Source organism: Pseudoalteromonas sp. S408, assembly GCF_005886645.1.
Classification (GTDB): domain Bacteria; phylum Pseudomonadota; class Gammaproteobacteria; order Enterobacterales; family Alteromonadaceae; genus Pseudoalteromonas.
On the sequence record NZ_PNDY01000001.1, the window covers coordinates 79,444 to 98,319 of the forward strand.

General features: G+C 40.2%; 15 protein-coding genes and 1 tRNA gene. 5 read left to right on the forward strand and 11 right to left on the reverse strand.

Annotation, left to right across the window (positions count from 1 at the left end; translation table 11 throughout):
* Nucleotides 1-68: 68 nt before the first annotated feature.
* From pnp to CWB62_RS00495, 8 genes are all read right to left on the reverse strand, one after another.
* Nucleotides 69-2,195, reverse strand: a complete 2,127-nt coding sequence (gene pnp / locus CWB62_RS00460) for a polyribonucleotide nucleotidyltransferase (RefSeq protein WP_058552625.1) — start codon at nt 2,193-2,195, stop codon at nt 69-71.
* 515 nt (nt 2,196-2,710) lie between these two features.
* A complete protein-coding gene (rpsO, locus tag CWB62_RS00465; RefSeq protein WP_138528614.1) occupies nt 2,711-2,980 on the reverse strand; it encodes a 30S ribosomal protein S15 in 270 nt (89 codons plus the stop codon).
* A 109-nt stretch (nt 2,981-3,089) separates the two neighbouring features.
* The gene (gene truB / locus CWB62_RS00470; RefSeq protein WP_058552624.1) at nt 3,090-4,034 is read right to left on the reverse strand and encodes a tRNA pseudouridine(55) synthase TruB; all 945 of its coding nucleotides are present in this window, start codon (nt 4,032-4,034) and stop codon (nt 3,090-3,092) included.
* Between the two features lie 14 nt (nt 4,035-4,048).
* The gene (rbfA, locus tag CWB62_RS00475; RefSeq protein WP_058403399.1) at nt 4,049-4,489 is read right to left on the reverse strand and encodes a 30S ribosome-binding factor RbfA; all 441 of its coding nucleotides are present in this window, start codon (nt 4,487-4,489) and stop codon (nt 4,049-4,051) included.
* Nucleotides 4,490-4,598: 109 nt separating this feature from the next.
* Nucleotides 4,599-7,256: a translation initiation factor IF-2 gene (infB, locus tag CWB62_RS00480; RefSeq protein ID WP_058403400.1), complete on the reverse strand. Its 2,658-nt coding sequence runs from the start codon at nt 7,254-7,256 to the stop codon at nt 4,599-4,601.
* Nucleotides 7,257-7,281: 25 nt separating this feature from the next.
* Nucleotides 7,282-8,781 (reverse strand): transcription termination factor NusA, encoded by a 1,500-nt coding sequence (gene nusA, locus CWB62_RS00485; protein ID WP_008128091.1) that lies wholly within the window; start codon nt 8,779-8,781, stop codon nt 7,282-7,284.
* Nucleotides 8,782-8,820: 39 nt separating this feature from the next.
* Complete coding sequence (rimP, locus tag CWB62_RS00490; RefSeq protein ID WP_006793371.1) at nt 8,821-9,276, reverse strand: ribosome maturation factor RimP; 456 nt, start codon at nt 9,274-9,276, stop codon at nt 8,821-8,823.
* 282 nt (nt 9,277-9,558) lie between these two features.
* A tRNA-Met gene (locus CWB62_RS00495) sits at nt 9,559-9,635 on the reverse strand.
* 503 nt (nt 9,636-10,138) lie between these two features.
* On the opposite strand from CWB62_RS00495, the gene CWB62_RS00500 reads away from it, so the two are divergent.
* A complete protein-coding gene (locus CWB62_RS00500; RefSeq protein ID WP_235591400.1) occupies nt 10,139-10,489 on the forward strand; it encodes a globin in 351 nt (116 codons plus the stop codon).
* A gap of 490 nt (nt 10,490-10,979) precedes the next feature.
* Entirely contained in the window at nt 10,980-12,536 is a 1,557-nt protein-coding gene (locus CWB62_RS00505) for a cryptochrome/photolyase family protein (protein WP_138528616.1), read from the forward strand.
* Nucleotides 12,537-12,603: 67 nt separating this feature from the next.
* Here CWB62_RS00505 and CWB62_RS00510 read toward each other — a convergent pair whose 3' ends face one another.
* Nucleotides 12,604-13,050: an Hsp20 family protein gene (locus tag CWB62_RS00510; protein ID WP_058552780.1), complete on the reverse strand. Its 447-nt coding sequence runs from the start codon at nt 13,048-13,050 to the stop codon at nt 12,604-12,606.
* 309 nt (nt 13,051-13,359) lie between these two features.
* Complete coding sequence (locus CWB62_RS00515; protein ID WP_138528618.1) at nt 13,360-13,887, reverse strand: redoxin domain-containing protein; 528 nt, start codon at nt 13,885-13,887, stop codon at nt 13,360-13,362.
* A 298-nt stretch (nt 13,888-14,185) separates the two neighbouring features.
* Between CWB62_RS00515 and CWB62_RS00520 the strand changes: the two genes are divergently transcribed.
* From CWB62_RS00520 to CWB62_RS00530, 3 genes are all read left to right on the forward strand, one after another.
* Nucleotides 14,186-14,680, forward strand: coding sequence for a TlpA family protein disulfide reductase (locus tag CWB62_RS00520; protein WP_138528620.1), 495 nt, complete (start codon nt 14,186-14,188; stop codon nt 14,678-14,680).
* A 127-nt stretch (nt 14,681-14,807) separates the two neighbouring features.
* Nucleotides 14,808-15,071 carry a GrxA family glutaredoxin gene (locus CWB62_RS00525; RefSeq protein ID WP_058403405.1) on the forward strand — a complete coding sequence of 88 codons (264 nt, stop codon included), beginning with the start codon at nt 14,808-14,810 and terminating at the stop codon, nt 15,069-15,071.
* Nucleotides 15,072-15,230: 159 nt separating this feature from the next.
* Entirely contained in the window at nt 15,231-17,033 is a 1,803-nt protein-coding gene (locus CWB62_RS00530) for a DEAD/DEAH box helicase (protein WP_058403406.1), read from the forward strand.
* A gap of 216 nt (nt 17,034-17,249) precedes the next feature.
* Here the strand turns inward: CWB62_RS00530 and CWB62_RS00535 are convergent, their stop codons facing one another.
* Nucleotides 17,250-18,806: an AbgT family transporter gene (locus tag CWB62_RS00535; protein WP_058403407.1), complete on the reverse strand. Its 1,557-nt coding sequence runs from the start codon at nt 18,804-18,806 to the stop codon at nt 17,250-17,252.
* Nucleotides 18,807-18,876 lie beyond the last annotated feature (70 nt).

The following is an 18,876-nucleotide window of genomic DNA, read 5'->3' on the forward strand; positions in this document are numbered from 1 at the left end:
CATAAAAAAAGGGGCTAAACAGCCCCCTTTTATATTATCCAGTAAATATCTGGATTAAGCATTAGCAATTACGCGTCAGTTGGCGCATCAGCTGCTGGTGCAGCAGATTCCATTGCTTCTTTAATACTTAGACGTACACGGCCTTGGCGATCTACTTCTAGTACTTTAACTTTAACTTCTTGACCTTCGCTAAGGTGGTCAGCAACGTTATTAACGCGCTCAGTACTAATTTGAGAAATATGTACTAAACCATCTTTACCAGGAAGAATGTTTACGAACGCACCAAAATCTACGATTCGTACAACTTTACCTTCGTAAATAGTACCTACTTCAAGTTCAGCTGTTAGTTGCTCGATACGGCTGATTGCATTTGCAGCACTTTCACCGTCAGTAGCGGCAATTTTAATTGTACCGTCGTCACCAATCTCAATCGTTGTACCTGTTTCTTCAGTAAGCTGACGAATAGTAGCGCCACCTTTACCGATAACTTCAGCGATTTTCTTCTGTGGAATTTTCATTGTGTAAATGCGTGGAGCAAACATTGAAAGCTCTTCAGAAGGAGCAGAAATAGCTTCGTCCATAACTTCTAAGATGTGTAAACGTGCTGCTTTTGCTTGTTTAAGCGCAATTTGCATGATTTCTTGCGTGATACCTTCAATTTTAATATCCATTTGAAGTGCAGTAATACCTGCAGCAGTACCCGCTACTTTAAAGTCCATGTCACCTAAGTGATCTTCATCACCTAAGATGTCAGAAAGAACAACGAATTTCTCGTCTTCTTTTACTAGACCCATCGCAATACCTGCAACAGATGCTTTAATTGGCACACCTGCGTTCATCAGTGCCAGTGAAGTACCACATACAGACGCCATTGAAGATGAACCGTTTGATTCAGTGATTTCAGATACTACACGGATTGAGTAAGGGAAATCTGTTAGCGTAGGCATAACTGCTGCAATACCACGCTTAGCTAGGTTACCGTGGCCGATTTCACGACGCTTAGGAGAACCTACAAAACCTGTTTCACCTACACAGAATGGAGGGAAGTTATAGTTAAGCATAAAGTGGTTTTTGTGTGTGCCAGTCAAGTCATCGATTAACTGTGAGTCACGCTCTGTACCAAGCGTAGCCGTAACTAATGCTTGAGTTTCACCACGTGTAAAGATAGCAGAACCGTGAGTACGCGGTAATACGCCAGTCATTACGTCTAGTGCGCGGATCATATCTGGTTCACGACCATCGATACGCTTTTCGCCTGCAGCGATACGGCCACGAACAATTTTCTTCTCAAGTGAACCGAATACCTTACCCACTTCTTGCTTATCAAGCGTTTCGCCTTCAGCAAGCTCGCTTGATAGTGCTTCGATAACTGCATCTTTAGCTACGCCAAGTGCTTCTTTACGCGCTACTTTATCAGTGATACGGTAAGCTTCGCCTACTTTATCAGCAGCAAGTTCAGCTACTTTCTCTTCAAGAGATACGTTTTTCTCAGGTGCAGTCCAATCCCAAGTAGGCTTGCCTGCTTCTGCTTTAAATTCGTTAATAGCGTTGATGATAGCTTGAGATTGCTCATGGCCATATACAACAGCGCCTAGCATTACGTCTTCTGCAAGAACGTCTGCTTCAGATTCAACCATAAGTACCGCGTTATCTGTACCCGCTACTACTAAATCTAGTTGGCTTTCTTCAAGTTCTTTTAACGTTGGGTTAAGAACATATTCGCCACCAATGTAACCAACACGCGCAGCACCAATTGGACCACTGAACGGGATGCCAGAGATAGCAAGCGCCGCAGATGTACCAATCATTGCAACCATATCAGGTTGGATCTCAGGGTTAACAGACACAACCGTTGCAATAACTTGTACTTCGTTAACGAAACCATTTGGGAAAAGTGGACGAATTGGACGGTCAATAAGACGTGCTATTAGTGTTTCACCGTCGTTTGGACGACCTTCACGCTTAAGGAAACCACCTGGGATGCGACCTGCAGCGTACATACGCTCTTGGTAGTTAACTGTTAGTGGGAAAAAGTCTTGGCCAGGTTGTGCTTCACGCTTACCAACAACAGTTACTAAAACTGACGTGTCGCCAATGCTTGCTAAAACAGCACCATCTGCTTGACGCGCAATTGCGCCTGTTTCTAGAGTTACAGTGTGTTGACCTAGTTGAAATTCTTTTATAATTGCTTGCACTTAAAATATCCTTTAAATCTAAATAAGTGTTCCATCAAAGTACCAATTACAGTACATAATTGTATTCAGTTGGAAATCAATTAAGTACTACAATTGGCAATGATGTTATTAACTGTAGATAAACCTTTTTATCCACGCGCATAGTATATACCAAAGCCACGTAAAAATGCGAGTCTAGCAAACAGTTTATAGTATGTATGTTTATCATCTAAATGGGTTGAATTAACGAGAAAAACTGCGCACAGCTTTATAGAAGGCTTTTATACTAATCCGCTTAATAAAGTGATCTATTTTAAGAGTGGAAAAACGTGTAAATAGCTAAGCAAAAAACTTGCTATTAAGTTGTTCTCAAAATAAATTTTTAACGCAGATAGTGACACGTTTAGCCCCGCAACATGGTTAAGTATTATTGCGGATTGGTGTAAATATTATGGCCAGTTACTAGTCGATGTTATTTGCTAAATTTCAGGCACAAAAAAAGGAGCTATAAAGCTCCTTTTCTCGTAATCAAGTTCTTAGCGACGTAGGCCAAGCCCTTGGATTAACGCAGTATAACGCGAGATATCTTTACCTTTAAGGTAATCAAGCAATTTACGGCGAGTGCTTACTTTACGAAGCAGACCACGACGTGAGTGGAAGTCATGCTTGTGATCAGCAAAGTGACCTTGAAGCTTGTTGATATCAAAAGTAAGTAATGCTACTTGTACTTCAGGTGAACCAGTGTCGCCTTCAGCACGTGCGAATTTAGCAATGATATCGATTTTTTCTTGATTGCTTAGTGACATAATAACTCCAAAAATTAAATTTAAAAGGTGTCTTAGCCGATCACTAATTCAGCCAAAACGATTAAGCGGACGTATTCTAACAAGTATAAGAATAACTACAAGTTAAACTTTACTCTGCCTGCTGATTAGATAGGCCGCGCTTTGATTTTAAGTGCCCATCAGGATTTTTCTCACCAGTGCCTATAAACACGCCGTCTGCCAAGACTTTTATTGCACCGTCTGGTAATTCTTTACCTAGTACCACAGCTTGACCATGGCTAAATGCAATGCCCTGCTCTTCACTTATCTCTACAACAGGTAAATCAACTAATGCTGTATCCATAGGTAGAAGCAGTTCATCAAGGTAGCTTGATGGCAAAATTTCTTCGTCTTTCGCTTTAGCTAATAACGATTCTAGTTGCTCGAGCGATACCATTTTATCTGCAGGATAATGCCCAACAGCTGAACGGTGAAGCATAATTACATGAGCACCACAGCCTAAATTTTCACCTAAGTCATCAACAATAGTACGAATGTAAGTCCCTTTAGATACATGGGCCGTCATTTGTACTTCATTATTTGCTTCATCAAACTCATCAAGCGTTAAACTAAACACATTTATTTTTCTGCACTTTCTTGGAACTTCAATACCTTCGCGGGCATACTTATACAAAGGTTTTCCTTCGTATTTAAGTGCAGAATACATTGATGGATACTGATCAGATTCACCTAAAAACGCTGCAATTTCTTTTTTCAGCTGTTCTATAGTTACATTTACATCTCGTGTCTGAACTATTTCACCATCAGAGTCTGATGTTGTTGTTCTTTCACCTAATTTAGCGCGCACAACATAAGTTTTGTCGGTATCAAGTAAAAACTGGGTAAACTTAGTTGCCTCACCAAAACAAATTGGCAGCATACCAGTCGCTAGCGGATCAAGCGCGCCTGTATGCCCCGCTTTTTGAGCAAAATATATACCTTTTGCCTGTTGTAATGCTTTATTTGACGAAATGCCTTGCGGTTTGTTTAACAACAAAATCCCATCTATTGCACGGCCTTTACTGCGTCTTGCCATCGCTACATGCCTTCTTAACTGTCTTTATCGCCTGCTTGCTCGATATTATCATCGTTATTTTGCGCTTCATCAACGCTGTCTTCATTGACATGTTTTGCGTTATCTTCTCTGATGATTGTGTCCACTAAGTTAGAGATACGCATCCCTTCCATTAATGAATTATCAACCACAAACTTTAGCTCTGGCATAATACGAGCACGAATACGCTTACCTAGTAACGAGCGAATATAGCCTGTTGCTTCGTTAAGAACTTTTGCGCTTTGCTTAGCTGCATCTTCATCTTTTGTATTGAACACCGTGATGAAAATTTTTGCATAAGATAAATCGCGCGATACTTCTACCGCAGACACTGTCACCATGCCTAAGCGCGGATCTTTAATTTCGCGTTGTAAAATCACAGCAATTTCCTTTTGGATTTGCTGGCCAACACGATCAGTGCGAGAAAACTCTCTCATGAAATTTGTCCTAAAAATGTAACTTATTGAAATTTAATAATAAGCTAATTAAGTTATAGATACACAAATGGGGGCTAAGCCCCCATTTATTAGTTTAGTGAGCTAACAATTATAAAGTACGTTGTACTTCAACTGTTTCAAATACTTCGATTTGGTCACCAACACGTACGTCATTGTAGTTCTTAACACCGATACCACATTCCATACCGTTACGCACTTCTTGAACATCGTCTTTAAAGCGACGAAGTGATTCAAGTTCACCTTCGTATATAACCACATTATCACGTAGTACACGAATAGGCGCGCTGCGCTTAATAATACCTTCCGTCACCATACAACCGGCAATAGCGCCAATTTTTGGTGATTTGAATACGTCACGAACCTGAGCAAGACCGATAATTTCTTGCTTAAATTCTGGTGCAAGCATACCTGACATCGCTTGCTTAACTTCTTCAATTAAGGCGTAAATAACGCTGTAGTAGCGTAAATCTAAGTTTTCAGAGTCAATCACTTTACGTGCAGATGCGTCAGCACGTACGTTGAAACCTACAACAATTGCATTAGAAGCTGCAGCAAGCGTTGCGTCTGTCTCTGTGATTCCACCAACGCCAGAACCTACTATCTTCACTTTTACTTCGTCAGTAGAAAGCTTAGTTAGTGAATCAGAAATTGCTTCGATAGAGCCCTGTACGTCCGCTTTAAGTACCACGTTAACTTCTGAAACGTCACCTTCTGCCATGTTAGTAAACATGTTTTCAAGTTTCGCTTTTTGCTGACGTGCTAGTTTAACATCACGGAATTTACCTTGACGATATAATGCAACTTCACGCGCTTTACGCTCATCTTTAACTACCGTTGCTTCATCACCCGCTGCCGGAATACCAGACAGACCTAAAATCTCTACTGGGATAGATGGACCTGCAGACTTGATGTCTTTACCGTTCTCATCGCGCATTGCACGAACACGGCCATACTCAAGACCACACAATACAATGTCACCTTGGTTTAGCGTACCTGACTGAACAAGAATAGACGCTACTGGACCACGGCCTTTATCAAGACGCGATTCAATTACAACACCTGCAGCCATACCTTGGCTTGGTGCAGTAAGTTCTAATAGCTCAGATTGCATAAGTACAGCTTCAAGTAGTTCATCAATACCTAAGCCAGTTTTAGCTGAGATATGAACGTACTGCGTGTCGCCGCCCCATTCTTCTGGAATAACGTCTAGCTGTGCTAGTTCGTTTTTAACGCGATCTGGATCTGCGCCTTCTTTATCCATTTTGTTAACAGCAATGATTAAAGGAACACCCGCTGCACGAGCATGCTGTACCGCTTCTTTAGTTTGTGGCATTACACCATCATCAGCTGCAACAACTAGGATTACAATATCAGTCGCTTTAGCACCACGAGCACGCATTGATGTAAACGCGGCGTGACCCGGTGTATCTAAGAATGTGATCATGTTGCCGTTAGTTTCAACGTGGTATGCACCAATGTGCTGCGTAATACCACCGGCTTCGCCTGAAGCAACTTTAGCTGAACGAATGTAATCAAGCGTCGATGTTTTACCATGGTCAACGTGACCCATAACAGTAACTACTGGAGCACGCGGCTCAGACTTGCCATCTTCGTGGCGGTCATTTAGTACTGTTTGCTCTAATTCGTTTTCTTTAACAATGATAACTTTATGACCCATTTCTTCTGCTACTAGTTGTGCAGTTTCTTGGTCAATAACTTGGTTAATCGTAACCATGTCACCCATTTTCATCATTGTTTTTACAACTTCAGCGCCTTTAACAGCCATACGTGATGCAAGCTCAGCAACTGTAATTGTTTCGCTAATACGCACTTCATTTTTAACATCAGCCGTTGGTTTTTGGAAACCATGCTGTAATGAAGCAGGTGCTTTTAGCTTACCTTTTTTACCTTTAGACGCTGCAAACTTATCTTTTGCTGGCGCTTTTTTCTTCTTCTTCGCACGGCGTGAGCCTTGCTCTTCGCGAGCATCAGCTACATCTTCTGCTTCACGTGCGTAAGTTGAAGTCGTAAGGTGGTGATCTGCTGTTTCTTCACGCTTCTTACGCTCTTCTTCTTCTTTCTTCCAACGAGCTGAATTTTCTTCAGCTAGTTTTCTTGCTTCTTCTGCCTGACGTTTCGCTTCTTCTTCAGCTTTCTTCAATGCGGCCTCTTCTGCTTCTTTTTGCAGACGCTCAGCTTCGATGCGATCTTTCTCAGACTTAGCACTTTGCTCTGGGGTCATCTGCTTTTGTTTCGCTTTACGCTCAGCATCAGCTTTACGTTTAGCTTCTTCTTTGGCTTTACGATCAGCGTCTTCTTTCGCTTTACGTTCTGCCTCTTGTTTTGCCTTTAACTCAGCGGCTGCTTGTTCAGCTTTTTGCTGCTCTTCAAGACGCGCTTTTTCTTCAGCGGCTAAGCGTTGCTGCTCTTGCTCTTGTTCCATTGCGCTTTTCTTCACGTAGGTACGTGTTTTGCGAACTTCAACTTGAACTGCTTTCGCTTTACCTGTAGAGCCAGTCACATTTAATGTGCTTTTGCTCTTACGTTGTAAAGTCATGCGTGCAGGGCCTTCAGAGCCCGTGCCACCATGTGACTTGCTTAAATGATCAAGTAACGTTGCTTTTTCTGCTTCAGTTACATTATCAGTTGCCTGCTTAGTGATACCCGCTTGCGAAAATTGCTGTAGCAATTTATCAACAGTTGTACCTATATCGCCGGCTAGTTTTTCAACATTTACTTCTGCCATAGTGTGTAATACCTCCGTTAATAAATTACTCGTCTGCAAACCAACAAATATTTCGTGCAGCCATTATAAGCTCACCTGCTTGTTCAGATGAAAGCTCTGTGATATCAACTAATTCGTCAATACCTTGTTCTGCCAAGTCTTCAAGTGTTACAACACCTTTGCTTGCCATTACAAATGCTAGGTGACGCTCTAACCCTTCAAGCGCAAGTAAGTCTTCAGCTGGCTCTGCGCCCTCTAAGCTTTCTTCTGTTTTAAGCGCTTTTGTTGTTAATGCATCTTTAGCACGTGAACGTAAAACGTCCACAGTCTCTTCGTCAAGACCGTCGATTTCTAAAAACTCAGAGGCTGGCACATAGGCAACTTCTTCAAGCGTTGAGAAACCTTCGTTGATAAGTAGTGTTGCAAACTCATCATCGATATCTAAATTTTCAGTGAATAAGTTAAGTAACTTATCTGATTCTGCTTCATTTTTGGTACGCATCTCGTCAACTGTCATTACGTTTAGTTCCCAACCAGTTAACTGGCTTGCTAAACGAACGTTTTGACCATTACGTCCAATGGCTTGTGCTAGGTTATCGGCTTCAACTGCGATATCCATTGAGTGAGTGTCTTCATCTACTACGATTGAAGCAACTTCAGCCGGCGACATTGCATTGATAACAAATTGAGCTGGGTTGTCATCGTAAAGTACAATATCAACACGCTCACCACCAAGCTCAGACGAAACAGCCTGAACACGGGCACCACGCATACCTACACATGCGCCAATTGGATCAATACGCTTGTCATTAGATTTAACCGCGATTTTAGCGCGTGAACCAGGATCACGCGCAGCAGCACGAAGCTCGATCATTTCTTCGCCAATTTCTGGCACCTCAATGCGGAATAACTCCATCAGCATTTCAGGTTTAGAACGCGTTACAAATAATTGTGCGCCGCGAGCTTCTGGCTTAACTTCATATAAAAGACCACGAATACGGTCGCCTGGGCGGAAGTTTTCGCGTGGTAACATGTCGTCACGGTAAATAACGGCTTCTGCGTTGTTGCCTAAGTCAAGTACGATTGAATCACGCGTTGCTTTTTTAACAACACCTGTTACTAACTCACCAACTTGGTCTTTATATGCGTCAACCACTAAAGCACGCTCAGCTTCACGTACTTTTTGTACGATTACTTGTTTAGCCATTTGTGTGGTGATGCGGTCAAATTTGATTGAATCAATTTGCTCTTCAACAAAATCACCAAGCTGTAAATCAGGCTCTTCAACCTGCGCAGCTTCCAAAGTTATTTCGCTATACGGGTTTTCTAATGACCCATCTTCTAAAACTTCAGCAATCTGCCAGCGGCGGAACGTGTCGTAATCACCTGTTTTACGGTCAATTGATACACGTACTTCAATTTCACCATCGTGTTTTTTCTTTGTCGCCGTCGCTAGTGCGAACTCTAATGCTTCAAAAATCTTTTCTTTTGGAACCGCTTTCTCATTGGAAACGGCTTCAGCAACCAATAATATCTCTTTTGCCATGGGTAATGCCTCGCTTGCCCTATTCCTTCGCACTCGAATTTAAAACTTTGCGATTAAATTCGCACGTTCTATATTACTAAGCATGATCAAATGCTCTACACCATCGCTTGATAGTGTGATCATATCGCTGCTAACTGCTATTAAGTCGCCTTTAAAATTTCGACGACCGTCTTGTGGAAGCTTAGTACGCACGCGTACTTCCTCTCCTTGCGCCTGCTCGTAGTGATCTTGTTTGAATAATGGACGATCAACACCAGGAGACGACACTTCCAAATCATATTCATTTGTAATTGGGTCTTCGACATCTAATATCGCACTAATTTGGCGACTAGCGTCCGCACAGTTATCAACTGAGATCCCATCCTCATGAGCAATATATACTCTTAAGGTAGAATGGCGACCCGCTTGTACAAATTCAAGACCATGTAACTCAAAGCCTAACATTTCTACCGCAGGCGTTAACATGGTTACTAAATCTTGTTCAAGTTTTGTCACGAAAATCCTCCATACAAACAAAAAAAGGGCTTATAGCCCTAAAATACTGAGTTTAAATTTTAATTTAATGACAACCGCCATAAATTAAGAAAGGTGCAGATACAACAACGCCCCGAACCAAGCGGGGCGTCACACCAATAAAGCATAAAACTGTGTGGCCTAGGGCCGAGCTTGGTTGCGAGTCAGTAAATGACCAAATTAAACTGCATTAGCTTAAACGCAAAACGCGCATTACGTAGAATGCGCGATATAAAATAATAAGTTTACACTTATTAGTAGAATTGGTTGCGGGAGCCGGATTTGAACCGACGACCTTCGGGTTATGAGCCCGACGAGCTACCAGGCTGCTCCATCCCGCGCCAATAGATATCAAACCTTGATTTAATATCGCTGTTAGTTGTTTTAAAACAGACTAAACAATGGCCGCTATTATAGGGATGTTGGGGATGATTAGCAACCATAATAACGAATAACTTTTTAAATATTGTGCTCAAAGACGCTAAACAAAATACTCATTATACCTATTAAAGGTATAGAGCTATTCTCGTTGATGTATGATTTACAGTTTAAACAGAGCAAATACAGTAAAAACGAATCAATAACCACTCTCATTTTTATTTTTAAATGTATAAAACTCAAAAAGTTATTTCATAATTAATACTTTTTCATCAAAAAAACGTGTGATTTTTGTTACGCAACCTATAATAATAAAAAAGAATTATAAAAATAAGTTTTTCCTTTCTGTGAGGCTATGATGAATTCACATAAATCCGTTTTGTTAAAAAGTCTTGGTATCATAAAACCAAACTTTCACGCATTTACTGCACGATTCCACAAAAAGCTCGAGCAATCTAATGTATCAATGAAGATACCGAGCGCTGAGCAATTTAACGAAAAAAGTTACATTTTATATTGTACCTTAGAGCGCATAATCAAAAATATAGATAACCCATCATCTGTTGCGCCATTTTTGAGTCATCATTTACAGTTTTTAAAAAAATTAAATATTCAGCAAAGTGATATAAAGCCCCTTACAGATATATTTTATATAACTTTAGTAGAGCACTTGGGTCGACTATTTAAGGAAGATACCCATTTAGCATGGCGTAATGTTCTGACCTATTTTGAACGCTTTACGAATGACACACTGTTTAATGTCTCTAATGTGGTTTGCTTAAGCGAACTTATGCAACAAAAGCGAAGTAATAATTAAAGTAGTTTTAGGGTCTGTTGACCTTTTAAGATTGAATTTGAAGCAGTCTGTTTGGTATTCAGGCAAGGCAGAGCTTGTGTAGTGCTGTTATTCCCCATAAATTGGCGATAACGAAGCATTAATGCCAAACAGGCGCTGCCCGAGGGGGCTTCCTAAGGGCTATTCACGCTTTGTTGCCTACATGGACGCAAGTAGGGGCGTGAGCAGGACGCAGAAGCTTTGCTCGGTCTTTACTTATACTTACATGAATGAAAGCCAGTAGAATAAAGCAGGAGCAGTTATCGACTGCCCACTAGGTTAAACACCTCGCGCCGCGATTACCCCCCTAGTCTGAACAAATCTCAAACCTAAAAGATCATCAACCCCTAATTAAACCCTCTAAAATTGATTTAATAATATAAATAGAACGTAAATTGTAAATTAAGTTGTTAAAAAACAGCGATCGGTTAGGCAAATACCTACGTATTAATTTTCATTTTTTGGCTTTATTATGGCGGCTTATAAAACGCTAAGACTCATTTTAGGCGACCAACTCAACCCTTCTCATTCTTGGTTTAAAAATAAAGACGATGACGTCGTTTACCTTATTGCAGAATTAAAACAAGAAACCGACTACGTTAAACACCACATACAAAAGCTGTGTGCTTTTTTTAATGCAATGGAAAACTTTGCAACTGCGTTGAAATCAGCAGGTTTTAATGTCTTACACTTAACACTTGACGACACACATCAGGATGAAAACCTACCTGCACTGCTGAATCGTATTGCAAAAGAATATAACTGCACTTCTATAGAATACTTATACCCGGACGAATTTAGGTTAAAAAAGCAATTGGCTGATTTTGAAAAATCAAACGCAATAAATGTGTCAGCATATGACTCTGAACATTTTTTACTGCCTTTTGGCAATATTAAAGATCGATTCAAAAAAGATAAGCACGTAACTATGGAGCACTTTTACCGTGCTATGCGTAAGCAATATGATCTGTTGATGGAAGGCGATAAACCAGCTGGCGGTAAATGGAACTACGACAGCAATAATCGCAATAAATTTTCTAAGCAAGACTTAAAATCTATCCCAGAGCCTAAATTATTTAAAAATGATGTGAGTCATATCATTACTCGTTTAAAAAAGCATGATGTAGCTTATTTCGGTGAAATAAATGTAGAGAAACTCGAATGGTCGACCTCTCGTAAGCAAGCCAAAGAATCTCTTGAATACTTTTGTAAATATTTACTTGTCAATTTTGGTAAATTTCAGGATGCAATGACAGATCAAAGTAAAGACAATACCAGTCTTTACCATAGCAGGCTCTCTTTTGCCCTAAACACTAAACTTCTTCACCCCTTGTATGTAATCAAACGTGTAATATCTGAATTCAAGCAACGGCCTGACGAAATATCACTTTCACAAGTTGAAGGGTTTACCAGGCAAATACTCGGTTGGCGAGAATACGTTCGTGCTGTTTATTGGGTAAACATGCCCGACTACGCGACTAAAAATCAACTAAAAGCCAATAATAAGCTACCTAAATATTTTTGGGATGGTAATACAAAAATGAACTGTTTGAGCCACTCGTTAAAGCAGAGCTTAGACACCGCCTACGCTCATCATATTCAGCGCTTAATGATTATTGGTAACTTTTGTTTACTCAGCGGGATAAACCCTGATGATGTTGATAACTGGTACTTAGGTGTCTACATAGATGCCATTGAGTGGGTTGAAATGCCCAACACACGTGGAATGAGCCAATTTGCAGACGATGGAATTATTGCTACCAAACCTTATGCTGCAAGTGGTAATTACGTCAATAAAATGAGCGACTACTGCAAAAATTGTCAATACGACGTGAGACAAAAAATGGGGGATAAAGCTTGCCCACTGAACAGTTTATATTGGCGTTTTATGCAAACACACCGCGAAAAACTAGAGAAAAACCCACGCATAGGCATGGTTTATAGAAATTGGGATAAGCAAGACGATGAATTACGCGAAGAGACACTTAATCAAGCTACACACTACATAAATAACATTGAGTCTTTATGACACAAAAAAGCCGCCTCAAAAGAGGCGGCCAAATAATCAGGGGAAAATAATGTTGTTAATAACGAGGTTAGCTGTCTTCTAGTAGTCGACCTTGGCCAATCTCAATTTTACGCGGCTTTAAAGCTTCTGGTATCTCGCGCTTTAGCTCTATTGTTAGCAAGCCGTTTGCTAAGTCGGCGCCAAGTACTTTAACATGGTCTCCTAGCTGGAACTTTCGCTCGAAATTGCGTTCTGCAATACCTTGATGAATAAACTTACGTTCTTTGTTTTCATCTTTATTAGCTTTTATACCCGCTACTTTTAATGTGTTATTTTCTGACTCAATGCTTAGCTCGTTGTCGCTAAATCCGGCAACAGCCATTGTAATTTGGTATCTGTCTTTATCAAGTGCTTCAATGTTGTAGGGTGGAAAGCTAGGCTGTTTGTCTGTATTCGCCGCAGCATCCATTAAAGACGCTAAATGATCAAATCCGATGAATGAACGATAAAGTGGTGATAAGTCTACTGTACGCATAATAATACCCTCATATTTAAGCGATATTTTGTTTGCACTTTTCATTTGAACAAGCGCTAACAAATATAAATTAATAATATAAATTTCAATTGTTTAAGTTTAGCTTAGGACCCATCAGGCGTCCTACTAAACTATATATGGACGGTAAAAATGTTTTCAAGTAAATAAATTAAAATATTTAAAAAAATTCCTCATTTTATAAACTAGTGAACTTAGTAACCCATTTTGAGGCATTAAAAAGTCAAATGCTTTTAATTCCTCAAAATGGTTGTTCAGTATTGTAGATTAGCGCTAAGTATTCATCGCTAATTAGTGTGTTAATGTGCCACGAATTGGATAATCGTTTTCGCGAATAAACTCAATACCAGCCAACAAATCATTTAAATCAGGGCGTGAAAAAGGTGCATTTGATTTATCTAGTATCTGAATTTGATCATGCTCGTTAATTACAAAAATAGCAGGTTCAGCAAATGGGTGATCGGTTTCTTTTTCACTGCGTGGTTCACTAATATACAAACCTAAATCCGTCATTTGCGATAAAGATAAGCCACTGTAAAGAGGAAAGTTAATCTGTAAATCATTTAGATGCTCGGTTAATTGTGCATGGCTGTCGCCACTAACGGCTGCAATCTCTACCCCTGCATCTTTAAATTTATCTTTCATTTTAGCAAGTGCGTTAAGTTGTTTAGTACATAGTGGGCAGTGCTTTCCGCGATAAATTACTATCATTTTCCAGGGTAAATCTGTCTGTCGAGCCGATACGTCAGCATGGTTGTTTTCACTATCTTTTACATTAAGTGAAGGCATTTTCATTGCTGGTTGTAAATAATTGCTCATGATCTAGGTCTCCTTTGCCAGTTAAAAAACATATTCTATATGTTCGTCTCAAATATAGAGCTTAGGGTTAAAGTTATAAATTCAACTGTTAAAATGTAACCTGAAAGTCATTACCGTTTTCTTCTGAAGCTTTTTACTAGAAGCATATTTTGTGTAGAAGAGTAAGTTTAAAATAGATGCTTTATTGGCGTGTGGGCGCGATAAGTAAGCAAAAGCTAACTCCACTCCCAAATAACAGTGGCTGCTTAGCATTTATGTTAGGGTTGGCTTTTAATTATAAATAGGTCAGATAAAATCAATGGCATTAATACGTAGCACGTTAATAAATTTAAGTTTAGCAATACTCGTGTTTTACTTAGCAAGTGCCTACCAAACGCGTAATTTACTTGAAACAAACCACACTCCTGCCCCTTATTTTAACTTGCCTGTTTTAAATGAAAGCGGCGAGCGGTTTAGCATCGCAGAGCTTAAAGGAAATACAACTATTGTGTATTTTTTTGCTCCTTGGTGCTCGGTATGCCGATATAGCATGCCCAACTTACAAAGCACGTTAATAGGCTCTGACATTAATGTAATTGGTATTGCCCTTGATTATAAAAATGAGCAGCAGGTTATTCAATTTATAGATGACCTAAACCTTAATATCCCTATACTACTGGGTAATCAATACACCCAATCAAATTATAAAGTAGGCGCTTTTCCAACTTATTACGTAATAGATGCAAATTTACAGATAACGGCACACGCAATGGGCTACTCAACCCAATTAGGAATAGCAGCAAGAACGTGGTGAGTTAAGCCGTTCATAACTCGCTCAGCTTAATGTCCATTGTAATAATAGAATGGCACAATCACTTTTTTGCGCTTTATTATATTTTTTAATCATTTAAACTTAAGTCAATCAAATAAAGGAGAGCACCATGCTTACAGTAATTTTTGGCCGTGAAGGCTGCCCATTTTGTGTTCGTGCCAAAGATGTTGCAGAGCAACTTGCTAACGAGCGCGATGATTTTAAATATCGTTACATCGACATTATAAAAGAAGGTATAAGCAAAGCAGATTTAGAAAAGTCAGCCGGTAAACCTTGCCCTACTGTTCCACAAATTTTTGTTGATCAAAACCACATAGGCGGTTTTACCGAATTTGAAGCTTACGCAAAAGAAAATCTAGGCTTGTATAAGTAATCTTGTATCAAACTTGTTAACCAGTTTAATAATCCAATTATTCGACTGGTTAAATTTCAACCAACATCAAGCACATACAAATTAGTTTCAATTTATACAAGCATTTGCCTCGCTAATCCTATATAATGCGCGCCTCTTTAAATTCGTTGAGGCGTATTAATGTCAGAACCAGTCACGTTTGAATCTCTAAATCTTTCTCCTGCAATTTTGAAGGCAGTTGAAGAGTTGGGTTACAAGACACCATCTGAAATCCAAGCTCAATGTATACCGTTATTGCTAGAAAGAAAGGACGTACTGGGACTAGCACAAACGGGTACAGGTAAAACCGCAGCATTTGCACTGCCGTTACTAAACAATATTGACCCGTCTGTGAAACAGCCACAGATCCTTGTACTCACACCTACACGTGAGCTTGCGATCCAAGTTGCTGAGGCATTTGAACAATATGCAAAAGGTACTCGTGGTGTTGAAGTATTAGCACTATACGGTGGCCAAAGTTACAGCATTCAATTAAGCGCACTTCGTCGTGGCGCTCAAATCATTGTTGCTACACCGGGTCGACTAATCGATCACATAAACCGTGGCACTATCAAGTTTGACGCTCTTCAGGCACTTGTGCTTGATGAAGCCGATGAAATGTTACGTATGGGCTTTATCGATGATGTAGAAAGCATCATGGAAAAAACACCGCGCGAAAAGCAAACATGTCTTTTCTCTGCGACTATGCCTAAGCAAATTCAAAACATCAGCAGCAAGTATATGAATAACCCTGAACAGGTTCATATCTCTGCGCGTAACTCGACAGTATCGTCTGTTGAGCAAGTGTTTTGGAATGCAAGCGTACATAAAAATAAAGCGATTGTTCGCTTTTTAGAAGCTGAGCAATATGAAGGCGCTATTGTTTTCGTTCGTACACGTAATGACACAGTTCAACTTGCTGAGTTATTAGAGCGCGAAGGTTTCTCTGCTGCTCCACTTAACGGTGACATGAACCAGCAAGCACGTGAACGCACGGTTGATCGCTTAAAAAGTGGTATGCTAAATGTTGTTATTGCAACAGATGTAGCAGCACGTGGACTTGATGTTGACCGTTTAAGCTTAGTTATCAACTACGATATTCCACAAGATTCTGAAGCCTACGTTCACCGTATTGGCCGTACAGGTCGTGCTGGTCGTACTGGTAAAGCAATTTTATTTGTTAAGCATAACGAACGTTACTTACTTAAAAATATCATTCGTCATACTAAGTCTGAAATTGCACAGGTTGAATTACCTACAGCTAAAATTGTTGAAGAAAAACGTATCGCTGCGTTACAAGCAAAATTAAGTATTGCGCTTGAAAACAAAGACATTACGTTCTTTAACGACGTTGCTACTAACATGGCTGAAAAACTTGACCTTCCTCTTGAAAGCTTAGCGGGTGCTTTACTGTGTTTAGCGCAGCAACAGTCGCCAATCAAAGTTGAAGAAGTTAAAATTCAACCACGTGAGCGTAACGAACGCAGCCCACGCAATGACCGTGGTGATCGCGGACGCCGTAACGAACGTGGTGGTGAACGCGCTGAGCGTAAACCTCGCGAGCGTAACAGCCGTGATGCAGGCCCTATGGATACTTACCGTATCGAAGTGGGTCGTGAGCATGGTGTTCAGGTTAAGAACATCGTTGGCGCAATCGCTAATGAAGCTGATATATCAAGCAAGTTTATTGGTGATATTCGTCTTCACGATCAGCATAGTACGGTTCAATTACCGCAAAACATGCCTAAAGATGTACTAGATCATTTCCAAAAAGTGTTTATTTGTAAACGCCCAATGGGTATGACAATTACACAAGATCAAGGCCCATCTGAGCCACGTGGCGAACGCCCATCTGGTGATAGAAAACGTAACGATGGCCCACGCGGTGATAAGCGTAGCGGACCTCGTAAAGAACGTCGCCCAGTTAGCTTTACCGCTAAGTAAGCAACACGTCTTTATTAAAAAAACCTTGCCACGACAGTGAGCAAGGTTTTTTTATGTCTTGAGTTTAAGTATCAGGTAAGCTCAATCGCTGCAAAAGCAAGCCACTTTTATCTTCTAAAGGCAGCGACTCTAAATCTCTCAATAAATAATTCACTTAAAATAAAAAGGCCTAACCAATGAATGGTGAGGCCTTTACTTTATTATGGTGATTGTTTTTTACGGCGCTACAGCTGGATACACATAACTTGCATCTAACCCTAACGGAATACCCAATGCCCAATAACCGAGTAGAAACAAGCTCCAACCTATTAAAAATGCAACCGAGTATGGCAGCATCATCGCTATTAGCGTACCAATGCCGGTGCTTTTAACGTATTTTTGACAGTAAACTACAACCAACGGAAAGTAAGGCATTAGTGGTGTAATAATATTAGAGCTAGAGTCACCAACACGATAAGCCGCTTGTGTTAAATCGGGGGAAATACCTAGTTGCATTAACATAGGCACAAACACCGGACCTAGTAAGGCCCACTTGGCCGAACTAGAGCCAACAAATAAATTTACAAATGCGGTTAAAAATATAATGCCTACCACCGTTACCGAACTTGGTAGTGCCATGGCTTTTAATAACTGCGCCCCTTCGATAGCAAGTAAAGCCCCTAAATTTGATTTACTAAATGCGGCAATAAATAATGCACAGAAAAAGGCCATTACAATATAATAAGCCATACCGCCCATCGCTTTGCTCATAGCATCAATCATGTCTTTAGAGCTTTTAAATGTGCCAACTGTGAAGCCATATACAGCGCCTGGGATCCAAAATAATAAAAAGATCAACGGCACAATAGATTGCATTAAAGGTGAACGGAAATTAGTTAATGAGCCATCGCTACTGCGCATTGCAGAGTCAGCAGGAGCAGAGACATAAGCAAGAAGAGCAATACCAGCAATCATCACGCTGCTTGCTATAAAAAATGCACGTTTTTCATCGCTACGAGCATCTTCAAAAACAGGTAAATCTTCACTGTTTCCATCAAGCGGCGTATTTTGTAAACGAGGCTCAATAATTTTATCGGTAATATACCAACCAAGTAATACAATAAACATACTTGAAGCAGACGCAAACGCCCAGTTATTTAATGGGTTTATCGACATATCAGGGTTAATAATATGGGCAGCACTTTGCGTAAAGCTTTGCAGTAGTGGGTCTATTCCTGATGGAATAAAGTTGGCGCCAAAGCCACCACTTACACCGGCAAATGCCGCTGCAATCCCGGCTAAAGGGTGCCTTCCTGCTGCATAAAAGATTACGCCAGCTAACGGTATCACCAACACATAACCTGCATCAGTCGCTGTGTGACTTACAATAGCAACTAAAATAATAGACGGTGTTAACAGCTTTTTAGGTGTTACTTTTAACATCAGCTTAAGGCCAGTATTAATAAAACCTGAGTGCTCAGCTACACCCACACCTAACATAGCTACAAGTACCACGCCCAAAGGAGCAAAGCCTGTAAACGTTTTAACCATAGAAGATAAAAACGTGGCCAACGAATCGCTGGCAAGCATATTATTGATGATAATCGCTTCGCCAGTGCGCGGATCGATTGCATCAAAACTTACGCCAGAGAACCACCACGACAAACCCCATATCAATAACATGGCAAATAAAAATATAATTGCTGGATCGGGTAATTTATTACCAACCCGCTCAACTACATTCAAGAAGCGCGCAACAACTCCTGAAGGTAAAGCATCTTGATTATTATTCATTGTATTTCGCTCATTAAAATTTATTTAAGTAACAATATCGCATTAATACGCAACAGTAAATTAACGTAAA